The 11,582-nt window shown below is 38.0% G+C and carries 12 protein-coding genes; all 12 read right to left on the bottom strand.

Annotated elements, in window-relative coordinates; genetic code table 11:
• Position 1: 1 nt before the first annotated feature.
• Positions 2-514 (bottom strand): adenine phosphoribosyltransferase, encoded by a 513-nt coding sequence (locus tag K9L86_02425; GenBank protein MCF7907715.1) that lies wholly within the window; start codon positions 512-514, stop codon positions 2-4.
• Positions 514-1,332, bottom strand: coding sequence for a sigma-70 family RNA polymerase sigma factor (locus tag K9L86_02430; GenBank protein ID MCF7907716.1), 819 nt, complete (start codon positions 1,330-1,332; stop codon positions 514-516). The genes K9L86_02425 and K9L86_02430 overlap by 1 nt, the downstream gene beginning before the upstream one ends.
• Positions 1,333-1,340: 8 nt before the next feature.
• A complete protein-coding gene (gene ppdK, locus K9L86_02435) occupies positions 1,341-4,061 on the bottom strand; it encodes a pyruvate, phosphate dikinase (GenBank protein ID MCF7907717.1) in 2,721 nt (906 codons plus the stop codon).
• Positions 4,062-4,087: 26 nt separating this feature from the next.
• Positions 4,088-5,419, bottom strand: a complete 1,332-nt coding sequence (locus K9L86_02440; GenBank protein MCF7907718.1) for a glycine--tRNA ligase — start codon at positions 5,417-5,419, stop codon at positions 4,088-4,090.
• Between the two features lie 68 nt (positions 5,420-5,487).
• Complete coding sequence (locus K9L86_02445) at positions 5,488-6,027, bottom strand: YdbL family protein (protein ID MCF7907719.1); 540 nt, start codon at positions 6,025-6,027, stop codon at positions 5,488-5,490.
• The gene (locus tag K9L86_02450) at positions 6,024-6,791 is read right to left on the bottom strand and encodes a M48 family metalloprotease (GenBank protein ID MCF7907720.1); all 768 of its coding nucleotides are present in this window, start codon (positions 6,789-6,791) and stop codon (positions 6,024-6,026) included. Before K9L86_02450 ends, K9L86_02445 begins: the two co-directional genes overlap by 4 nt.
• Positions 6,769-7,530: a thermonuclease family protein gene (locus tag K9L86_02455; protein MCF7907721.1), complete on the bottom strand. Its 762-nt coding sequence runs from the start codon at positions 7,528-7,530 to the stop codon at positions 6,769-6,771. The genes K9L86_02450 and K9L86_02455 overlap by 23 nt, the downstream gene beginning before the upstream one ends.
• Positions 7,530-7,898, bottom strand: coding sequence for a hypothetical protein (locus K9L86_02460; protein MCF7907722.1), 369 nt, complete (start codon positions 7,896-7,898; stop codon positions 7,530-7,532). Before K9L86_02460 ends, K9L86_02455 begins: the two co-directional genes overlap by 1 nt.
• A gap of 73 nt (positions 7,899-7,971) precedes the next feature.
• Positions 7,972-8,589, bottom strand: coding sequence for an HAD family phosphatase (locus K9L86_02465; protein MCF7907723.1), 618 nt, complete (start codon positions 8,587-8,589; stop codon positions 7,972-7,974).
• Entirely contained in the window at positions 8,579-9,511 is a 933-nt protein-coding gene (locus K9L86_02470; GenBank protein MCF7907724.1) for an NAD(P)-dependent oxidoreductase, read from the bottom strand. Before K9L86_02470 ends, K9L86_02465 begins: the two co-directional genes overlap by 11 nt.
• The gene (locus tag K9L86_02475; protein ID MCF7907725.1) at positions 9,508-10,476 is read right to left on the bottom strand and encodes an aldo/keto reductase; all 969 of its coding nucleotides are present in this window, start codon (positions 10,474-10,476) and stop codon (positions 9,508-9,510) included. Before K9L86_02475 ends, K9L86_02470 begins: the two co-directional genes overlap by 4 nt.
• Before the next feature lie 14 nt (positions 10,477-10,490).
• Complete coding sequence (locus K9L86_02480; GenBank protein ID MCF7907726.1) at positions 10,491-11,411, bottom strand: aminopeptidase; 921 nt, start codon at positions 11,409-11,411, stop codon at positions 10,491-10,493.
• Between the last annotated feature and the right edge of the window lie 171 nt (positions 11,412-11,582).

Consider the following 11,582-nt stretch of genomic DNA (forward strand, 5'->3'; position numbering starts at 1 on the left):
GTTAGTATTTGATGAGGGAATAAACTGGATAGTCTATAATCTTGTCTTTACCTTTAAGGCCAACAAGCTCGATTAAAAAAGCAATACCAACAATCTCGGCCTTGAGTTCTTTTGCTAGATTAACCATAGCATTAGCAGTTCCGCCAATTGCCAGTAAATCGTCTAGGATTAAGACCTTAGCTCCTTCAGGGAAAGCATCCTTGTGAATTTCTAAGGAGTCCTCTCCGTACTCTAAAGCATAAGTATGACTATGAGTCTCAGCCGGAAGCTTTCCCGGTTTTCTGACCGGGACAAAACCACAACCTAATTTATAAGCCAATGCTCCACCAAAAATAAAACCGCGAGATTCAGCAGCCACAATATAGTCAAACTGAAGATCTTTAAGTAATTCTGCCAATTGATCAATCGCCAATCTAAAAGCCTCTTTATTATTCAATAATGTAGTAATGTCACGAAACAAAATACCTTTCCTAGGGAAGTCAGGAATAGCCCTTATGTATTTGCTAAGTTCCATTACTCTACCTCCCTTTTTCGCTCTTCTTGAGTATACTTACGTAATTTCTTTAAAGCTTCTTGCTCGATTTGTCTTACTCGTTCTCGAGATACATTTAAAACACTCGCCACCTCGGCTAAAGTATGCGGTCGACCATCAGTTATTCCAAAGCGTAGATCAAGCACCGACTTCTCACGGTCACCAATCGAAGTAAGTAGCTGCTTGACTCTTTCTTTAGTAAAAGCCATCTCAACGTTAGCTTCGGTGTCGGCATATTCGCTACTCTCGATAAAATCACTTAATTGTGATTCGCCTTCGCTTCCTACCGGGGCCTCAAGCGAGGATTTTTTCTGAGACCAAAGTTCAATCTCAGAAATTTTATCAACTTTCATCTTTAGCTTTTTAGAAAGCTCAAGTCTAGTTGGTTCGCGACCATTTTTTTGACGTAACTGCTCGCAAGCTTTCTTATACTTTGATTGTAGCTCACTCATATATACCGGAATGCGAATAGTTTTACCTTGATCGATTAAAGATCTCGTTACGGCTTGGCGTATCCACCAAGCAGCGTAAGTTGAAAAGCGGTAGCCTCTGCGAGTATCGAATTTGTCGATCGCCCGCATAAGACCAATATTTCCTTCAGCAATTAAATCCATCAAGGTGAGATTAAAGTGACTGTAGTGTTTAGAAATATTTACCACTAATTTTAAATTACAATTAATTACTTTACGACGAGCATCTCGGCTGCCTTTTTTTGCCTTTTGAATTAAATCTATCTCTTCTTTTTTAGTAAGCAGCGGTAGATCTTTGATTCTTTCTAAATAGGCTTTAATTGCGTCCATAGTATTTTTTACTTTTTAGATTTAGTTTTCTTTTTTTGTCCGTTTTCCATTATTACTGCTTGAGCAGCAGCCAATTTGGCAATCGGCACTCGGTAAGGAGAGCAACTAACATAATTTAATCCGGCCTTGTGACAAAACTTAACTGACTCAGAATCTCCGCCATGCTCTCCACAAATACCACATTTGAGCTTCTCATTGGTTGTTCGGCCTAAGCGTACTGCAGTTTTTACAAGTTGCCCGACACCTTCTTGATCAATTGTTTGAAAAGGATCATCAGGTAAAATTTTCTTTTCGATGTATTCCGGAAGAAAAACTCCGGCATCATCGCGACTGTACCCGAAAGTCATCTGAGTAAGGTCATTTGTACCAAAAGAGAAAAATTCAGCTTTTTTGGCAACTCGGTCAGCAGTTAATGCTGCCCGAGGAATTTCAATCATTGTCCCAACCATATACTTTACCTTAGATTGCGATTTAGCAAGAACTTCCTCAGCAGTCTTACGAACGATTTCTTCTAAATATTCAAATTCATTAGTTGTTCCAATAAGTGGGATCATGATTTCCGGAAGAACTTTTACCCCTTTCTTGGCCATGTTACAAGCAGCTTCGATAATCGCTGTTGTTTGCATAACACAAAGTTCAGGATAAGTAATTGATAACCGACAACCACGATGACCAAGCATCGGATTTAACTCGTGTAATTTTTTAACCAACTCATTTACTTTTGCTGGTGTAATATCCAAGCGTTTTGCCATTTCCTTTTGCCCGGCCTCATCATTAGGTAAAAATTCATGTAATGGCGGATCAAGAAGTCGAATTGTTACCGGCAGACCATTCATCTCTTTAAAAATCCCTTCAAAGTCTTTTCTTTGAAAGGGAAGTAATTTCTTGAGTGCTGCCTCTCGGCCTTTCAAATCTTGAGCTAAAATAAACTCGCGCACAGCCCAAATTCTTTCTCCCTCAAAAAACATATGTTCGGTCCGGGTAAGCCCAATGCCTTCGGCGCCCAATTTCCGAGCTGCCGCTGAGTCTTTAGGGGTATCAGCATTGGTTCGAACATTAAGCTTTCGATATTGATCAGCCCAAGCCATTACCTGAACAAACATTTTGTAAATCGGGCTCTTTTTAGCAATTGGATTGTTCTCAACAACTCCGGCGATTACTGGACTCACCGTAGCTGTTACATCTCCGAGCATAACTTCTCCGGTTGATCCGTCCAAGGAAAGACAATCACCCTCGTTAATTATAATATTGCCAACTGATATTTGTTTTTTAGCGTAGTTAATATTTAAAGCGCTACATCCAGCAATACAACATTTACCCCAACCTCTAGCAACTACAGCTGCATGGGAAGTCATTCCACCGGTTGAAGTCAATATTCCTTCGGCAGCATGCATTCCAGCCACATCTTCAGGAGAAGTTTCGTGACGGACAAGTATAACCTTTTTTCCTTTTTTCTTCCAAGCTTCGGCATCTTCAGCGGTAAATACGACTGATCCGGAAGCAGCCCCTGGTCCAGCCGGAAGGCCTTTAGCCACTCTTTGAGCTTTATTTTTAGCTGCGGGCTCAAAGATTGGAAAAAGAAGCTGATTGAGTTGGTCACCCTCAATCCGCATGATTGCTTCTTTCGGTGTAATCATTTTTTCTTGTACCATATCATAGGCAATCTTAACTGCCGCAAGCCCAGTACGCTTTCCAGTACGAGTCTGAAGCATAAATAGTCTGCCTTCCTGTATGGTGAATTCTACATCTTGTATATCTTTGTAGTGTTGTTCGAGTTTTTCCTTAATCGCATAAAGTTGTTTGTAAATTTTCGGCATTTCTGTTTTAAGGTCCTCTATCGGCTCAGGGGTTCTTATTCCAGCAACCACATCTTCACCTTGAGCATTAATAAGAAACTCGCCAAAGAATTTCTTTTCTCCATTTGAAGGATTACGAGTAAAAGCCACTCCAGTTCCCGAAGTATTACCCATATTTCCAAAAACCATAGCTTGAACATTAACTGCTGTTCCCAAGAGTCCGGTGATTTTATTTATTCTTCGATAAATTACGGCTCGCTCAATATTCCAGGAAGCAAATACGGCATTAACTGCCGCCATTAATTGATCTTTTGCGTCAGTTGGAAATGCCTTCTTTACATGTTTTTTATACACATCTTTATACTCCGCAACCAACTCTTTAAGCTGTGCGGCGGTAAGATCATTGTCCTGCTTTGCTTTATATTTTTTCTTAATCAAGGTTAGTTTTTCTTCAAAATGTTCATGGTCAACACCCATAACTACATTTCCAAACATATCAATAAAACGTCGGTAAGCATCCCAAGCAAGACGTTCGTTACCAGTTTTCTTTGCTAGACCGATTACCGCAGCATCATTTAAGCCTAGATTAAGAACTGTATCCATCATTCCCGGCATTGAAACCGCGGCACCGCTGCGTACTGAAACTAACAAAGGGTTATTAGAATCACCCAATTTTGCCTGCATGCTTTTTTCTAAATTGCTAATGTTAGCATCGATTTGTCTTTGCAAATCAGCTGGATATTTTTTTCCGTGTTTATTATAATAGTCGCAAACTTCAGTCGAAATCGTAAACCCCGGCGGCACCGGTACTCCGATGCTACACATTTCAGCCAAATTTGCACCTTTTCCACCAAGAATATTCTTCATTTTTGCATTACCATCAGATTTTTCCTTGCTGAAAAAATATACGTACTTTTTCTTCTTGTCAGCCATTTTTAGCCTCTCCTTATTTTGCTGCTTTAACCTATTTTTGAAGTAATAAATCCAAGCAATTTATCAATTGAAAGTCTTTCCTGCTTCATGGTGTCGCGATCTCGAACTGTAACACACTTATCAGTTAGACTATCAACGTCAACGGTTATACAAAACGGTGTACCAATCTCATCCTGCCTCCGGTAAAGTTTCCCGATCGCGCCGGTATCATCGTAGGTAGCAGGAACCTTATCTTTTATATCATAAAAAATATTTTTTGCAAGTTCAACTAGCTCGGCTTTATTCTTCAATAAAGGAAATATCGCCGCTGCATATGGGGAAAGCTTCGGCTTTATCTTTAGAACCGTTCTAAGCTTACCTTTCACCTCTTCTTCATGGTAAGCATCGGAAATTATGGCGAAAAAGGTCCGATCCACTCCAGCTGAAGGCTCAATCACAAAAGGAACTACCTTTTCTTTACTTAGTGGATCAAAAAAAGACAGTTCTTTTTTACTTACCCGAGCATGTTCAGATAAATCAAAATCACCCCGGTTAGCTATACCTTCCAATTCGCTCCAACCAAAGGGAAAATTAAACTCAATATCGGTGCAAGCTTTAGCATAGTGAGCCAACTCATCCTTTGCGTGCTCACGTAACCTTAAACTATCTTTTCTTAAGCCAATTTTATCAGTATAAAAACTCAAGCGATCGCTTACCCAATTTTTATATGAATTATTAGCATCCTTGGGATAAACGAAATACTCTATTTCCATTTGTTCGAATTCTTTCATTCGAAAAATAAAACTACCGGTTGTAACCTCGTTACGAAAAGCCTTTCCGATTTGGGCAATACCTAAAGGGAGCTTTTTATGGGTAGTGTTTAAAACGTTAGCAAAGTTAACAAATATTCCTTGAGCAGTTTCCGGACGAAGATAGCCATAGTAAGGATCGTCTTCGGTTGCGCTCATATTTGTTTTAAACATAAGATTAAAACTACGCGGTTTATTTTTAGTAGTATCTATCTTTTCGCTGCATTCAGGACAAATATACAGATCCTCTTTACTCTTCTCCATTTTATCAATTCGGAAGCGTTTTTTACAACCTGGGCAATCGACCAAAGAATCAGTAAAACCTTCAAGATGGCCAGAGGCCCTAAACACATCCTCATGCATAATAATGCTGGAATCGAGACCAACAATATCTTCGCGGGAGTCAACATAGGTTTTCCACCAAATGTCTTTTATCTTTTTTTTAAGACGAGCTCCCAATGGTCCATAGTCCCAAACACTGGAAAGCCCTCCATAGAGCTCAGAACCGCCAAAGATAAAGCCCCGGCGCTTACATAAAGAAACTATCTTAGATAAACGATCTTCAGCCATAAGGGTACAATTATACCTTAAAAATTGATTTTTTTAAGCATTATTTTGAAGTTCTAAAAGATGGGTTTTTACTTCTGCTTCCAGATATATTGGCCATTTTCCGGAACCTGAAACCACCAACCACTAGAGGCTCGATCGTAATCATCTTCCAAGAACACCTTTCTTGTCTCGGAAATGCTAACCGAATTTCTGGTAGCGGTGTAGGTATATACAGCCTCACGGTCGAAATTCTCCTGAGCGATTAACTCAGCTGCATCAGCCGGAGCGCCCTTGCGTGTCTCAAGCAAAGCGTTCTGATTTTCGCCAATAAATCCTTGATTAAAATAGCTCTCAACCTTTTGAGCCCTAGCTCTTCTTCTATCAATAATTGCCTGAATGTCGGCCGATAAATCAGAAGCATAGGCTTCAGCAAAGTTAAAAAGAGCATTAAATTTCTTTTCTTTATTACCATAAATCTGATCGTTGATTGATTCAGCATCTTTAGCAACATGTTGATAAACATCAATTCGCATATTTATGTCGACTTTAATCGGATTTTTAGTCTCAACGCTTACCTTAGCGCAACCGAACACAACTAAAGCTAACAAAATTAAACCAAGTTTCCTCATTGAACACCTCCACCTTTTAATTCCTTCAATTTAGAACTTATATTTTTTATCCTCTGATCACTGTTTGGATGTGAACTTAGATAAAAAGGTGGCCTGGCCATCCCTTTATTTGCCTCCTTAAGCTTTTCGAATAAACTAATCGCTGCCCTAGGATCATACCCAGCATCTGAAACATAGTTAAAAGCTAAATTGTCAGCTTGTAACTCATCGCTTCTAGAATAGCCTTTTGCCACAAGACCAAACAACTGATTAACTAACTGTTTTGCTTGAGCCTGATCAGGACTCCTTAAAAGGGTAGTCGCCAAGATGCTAAAGCCCAAAGTTGCCCCTAGTTTTTTCAAACTGTGTCGAGCAGAAATATGACCAATTTCATGAGCTAAAACAAAAGCTAACTCTGAGTCATCAACCGTATCTAATAAACCTTTATATATAAAGACATGCCCTCCGGGAATAGCCAAAGCATTCATTTGATCCTGATCAATGATATAAAACTTATAGTTAAGGTTGCTGCGATGACTCACCTTTGCTAAAGACACACCGATATCTTTAATATAATTGATTCGCTTCTGATCATCAAGAAGTTTATTTTCTTTAATAAATTCATTAGCCATGGCGTCGCCCCAGGAAATCTCTCCTTTTTCATCAAAAAGATACCATTCCTTTTTACCGGTTACCGGATTATAAACTGAGACACATCCAGTTGAGAAAATAATAAAAGTTAAAAAACCAAACCAACTAATCTTAATCCAAAATTTGTATCTCATAAGGGGTATTCACAATAATTTCCGGACCATTATACTCTCTAATTCGGCCGGAAACTTCAACTATTTTATTTCGATAAAAAGTTATAGGATCTATCTTCTGTTGAGTAAACGCACTAAAAGCGTTGTTAAAAATAACTACAGTGAAATCATGCTTATAGTCACCGCCGAAATTTAAGAATAGACACTTAGACGATTTGTAGGTACTGAGAACTCTTCCCCGAACAGTCCTTATTTGACCAATATATTTATAAGCCTGTTCCTGGTCTATAACTTCGTAGCTTTCCCAAAGCCCTTGTTTTTTTGCCCGGGCTTGCTTTTGTAAGCTAACAAATTTATCGACATATTTTACATTAGGTGGATAGGTGTAAAGCACCGCCAACCCTTCTTGAATCAATTTAGCATTAACGAAAGTATCTCCGATAAAGCAATAGCCTAGTAGTCGACCGTACTTATCCTGTTTTTCTAAATCAAACTCTATTCTTACAGCCTTTCCCTCTACTAATTTTCGGTTATATTCTGTAGCTTCTAACGAAAAAGGTTGAGGATCGTAGATAAATTTTCCATCTTTTTTGCTTCGTACTTCAGGAGTATCAAGTCCGATATAACGCAAAAGTTTCCCGTTAGAAAGCTTGATCGTATCACCATCAATAACTTTTGAAACAAAGATTTGTGAATAATCCGTAGGAATTCCCGTGCAGGCAATTAAAAAAAGGGCTAAAAAAAGAAGTTTTTTCTTCACTATAAGTCTTCAACAATCTTAAAAAAGACTTTTTGTGCAAGCTGTGGCTTAGGAAGGAAATTTCTTCGAGCAGAAACCTTTAAGCGTTGACTCTCAGGAGTAAGCGTATTTATCTTTATCACTACGCTGTGATCAGAAACTTTAGCCTTAATCATCCCCTTAGATTCATTAACAACTAATATTTCTGCCTCCATCACCTCTAGGGTATCTAAACAAATATCCCAAAGTATCCGGTATTCACTTTTTACAGTACCATTGGCTGAATCATTGCTTATGCCATAACCGGTAACTACTCCGGCAGCAATCAAGGCCGGTACGCATCCGGCTAACAACAATATACCCACCATTAGGGAAATTATATTTTTCATAATTTATTCTCTTTCGTATTTACTATACCAAATATTTTTTTCTTTTGCAAGCTATAATCATAAAATATCTCACTCATTCGATGATGACCTTTAAATGCTTAAGGCTTTTAATAAGTTGCTGATGATTTTCAAATTGAATACAGTTAAGTCCAAGTTTGCTTGCCTCAATTATTAAATCCTGACGATCGTCAATATAGATTATGTCTGAAAACCGGGCCCCAGAGATATTGCTTAAAGTCTGATAGATCTTAAGTTCTGGTTTAACTGATTTAACTTCATAAGACAAAATCAACCGATCAAAAAGAGAAAATACCTGTTTGTATTCTTGGTAAAGATATTCAAAATGAAGCTGATTAATATTAGAAATTAGATATAAAGGATATTGACCTTTAAGTAACTTAACTAATTCAATAGTCTCAGTAATCGGTGAAAATATTTTACACCAAACATCAACAAATTCAGAATAAGAAAAATTAATACCGAATTCATCACAAAAGTTCTTATGGAACTGCTCGCCGGAAACTAGACCTTTTTCAAAAGGAATAGTAAAGTTTTTATCATAAAGCGAATAAATAACCTCTGAAATAGACAACTTCATCCTGTCTTTAATCTTATTCAGAGCTAAAGTATAGTCAAACTTAAAAAGAACATTGCCGAGGTCAAAAGCTAAAATTTTACTTTTATTTTCCATAGTACAGTTTTTCAGCACTGATAATAAGACTTTTTTTGGCCTCGAAATGAGGCTTAAATCCTAAAGATTCTATCCTTTTTAAGCTGTATATTCGATCTTTCAAAAAAAAGCTAATTTTTTTACCTATACCTGGTAAATTAAGCAATAAAAGTTCGGTTAATTTAAAAAGCCTGCCCGGAGGTTTTGCGCCTATCCCCTTTGCCAAGGCTTTGAAGATATCTTTAACCCTTAGGGCTTCTTTATCGGCAACAAAAAAAGAACCTTTTAAGAATTCATCACTCTCTAAGCAAAACAGCATCGCCGAAACAACATTTTCAACATAAGCAAGATGAAGTATATTTTCTCCTTGATTAATTAAAGGCAGAAGCCTTGCCTTAAGCAACTTGAGTAGAAATTTTAAAGCATGGGGCTCATCCTCGCCATAAACTATTGGCGGTCGGAGTATGGTTATGGCTAAGCCTTTATTTCGAAATTCCAAAGCAACTTTTTCAGCCTCAATTTTAGACTCACCATAAGCATTAGTAGCTGCGAAAGGTAAATCTTCCCTCAAGGGAAGTTCAGTATTTCCGCTAATAACGGCAACCGAGCTCAAGTATACCAACCTCGACACTCGATGCTCTAGGCAAATATCACAAACATTCCTTGTGCCTTGAACATTAACCTGGTGCAGTTTTTTAATATTTTTATTCTCAACATAGGCTGCACAATGAAAAGCAAGGTCAATCTTATACCCTTTAAGCTTAGCTAACGACTTTTTATCGGTGATATCGCCATAAATAAGCTGAGCCCCTAACCCTTCAAGTAATTTTGCTTTTTTCGGATTACGAACAAAACAAAAAACATCATATTTTTTATGATGTAGCAACTCACGTACTAGATGTCGCCCGATAAATCCAGTTGCCCCAGTAACTAATACATTCATAGCCCCTCTATTTCTCCTTGACGTTGGGTAAGAATTTTATTTATTTTCTGCATATCAACTTCAGATATTGTCCAACCTAAGCCACCTAAGTTATCTTTAACTTGTTCTAAGTTCCGCATACCAACGATAGTTGAAGTAACCCCCTTCTGGCTAAAATTCCAATTTATCGCTAGTTGAGTTAATGTCTTTTTGTAATTAACGGCAATGGTTTTTAACTGACTAAGTGCTTCTTTATTTATCGAAAAAAGCGGTTCTCGCAAATGTCTTTTTTTCATTTTTCTATTAGTATCATTAGGAATTGAAACCTTATCGAAAAAAAACTTACCAGTTAATAAACCACTATAAAGCGGTGCGTAAGCTATTACCGCTATATTATTTTTTAGACAAAATGGAATGATCTCCTCTTCGATACCACGATTAAACATGCTGTATTCGGGTTGTAAACAATGTAGTGGTGCATATTTCATAAATTCGCGCATTTGAGCAACTGAATGATTACTTACACCAATGGATTTGATAATTCTCCGTTGATATAATTCATAGATCACCTCGGCGGTTTCGCCAATCGGTATATTAGAATCAGGCCAATGGACTTGGTAAAGATCAAAATAATCAGTTTCAAGACGTTTACGTGATATATCTACCTCTTCTAAAATCCTTTTTTTACTAAGATTATGTAAAATCTTTGGCCCTTCCCAGGAAAGACCGACTTTAGTAGCCAAAACTACCCTTTCACGAAGTTTCCTTTTTCTAATAAAAGCTCCGATGATCCTTTCTGAACGACCCTTACCATATATCGGCGCAGTATCAATAAGCGTAATGCCACTAGAAATAGCTTTATCTAAAACCGCTACTGAGTTAGCATCTTCCTGAGGCCCCCACCAACTATCGCCGCCAAAAGACCAAGTGCCTAAAGATATTGGTAAAATAGCTTGATCCAATCCTTTTATTTTTCGATAATCCATATTTATTTTTTAATTTAAATTTTTATCTTAATGCCGTCGGCAATAACTGTTGGTTTTAAAAAAACAAAATCCAAATGAGACGGGCAACTTACACGGCCACCAAAAGATTTATTATTGCCAAAGGCAATGTGAGCAGTGCCCAAACTCTTCTCATCTTCAAGAATGCTTCCAGTTACCTTCGCCTTAGGATTAAGACCAATGCCCAATTCAGCGACGTTAAGAATCTTTCTACCGTATAAATGCACTAAAGGCCTCATCTTTGCTATCGGAACATTCTCAGCATAACCATTTTTTATTTTTATTTTAAGCGACTTTTTTAATTTACCAAGAAATGGAGCACTGCCATCAATAACTAACTGCCCATTAGCAGTTCCCTCTAGAGGACTAATACAAGCCTCACCGGCCGGTAAATTTCCGAAAGCACCGGATTTTATATATAAGCCGTTATCACTAAAACCGCGCCGACCCTTAACTGACATTGTTAAATGAGTTCCGGCTTCAGTGTAGACTTCAATCTTTTTTGCTTTAGTCAAAGAATTGGCTAACTTTGTTGTTTTTTTTGCCAAATTTGAATAATTAAGACAAATAGCGCGATTAAGCATCGCCAGAGTTACCCCCGGAAGACTCCCAATGCGCGTCCCATACTTTTTAGAAGCAATTTTACGAGCCTTAGTGTGAGAAAGGGACATCGAAGTAAATAACAATGCGGCATCGGCTTTCTTTAAGGCTTCAGCGACCACAGCCGGAGGTTCTTGGCCGTGCATTTGGCGAGGTTTAATCAAAAAACAACTGCTTTCTATCCCTTGTGACTGCGCTAAACGATAGAACTCATAAGCAAGTTTACAAAGCTTATCATCACACACAATCAAAAGCTCTTCTGATTTTCTCAAACCAAGACATTTTCTCGTTATGGTTTTGACGATTTGCTTTTTCACTAAATTTAGTGTTAGTCGAAGGCTTGAGAAATGCCGTAGGCTGCAGCAGCTGAGATGCCGGCTCCGATAAGAGCGCAACCCTGCATAAGCGGTAATAATACTAAAATTGAAATGATAACAATTCTTTTAATCATCCTCTTTTCCTCCTTTAAATAATTATATCACAAGATA

The organism is Candidatus Omnitrophota bacterium (genome assembly GCA_021735655.1).
Taxonomy (GTDB): domain Bacteria; phylum Omnitrophota; class Gorgyraeia; order Duberdicusellales; family 4484-171; genus JAHKAJ01.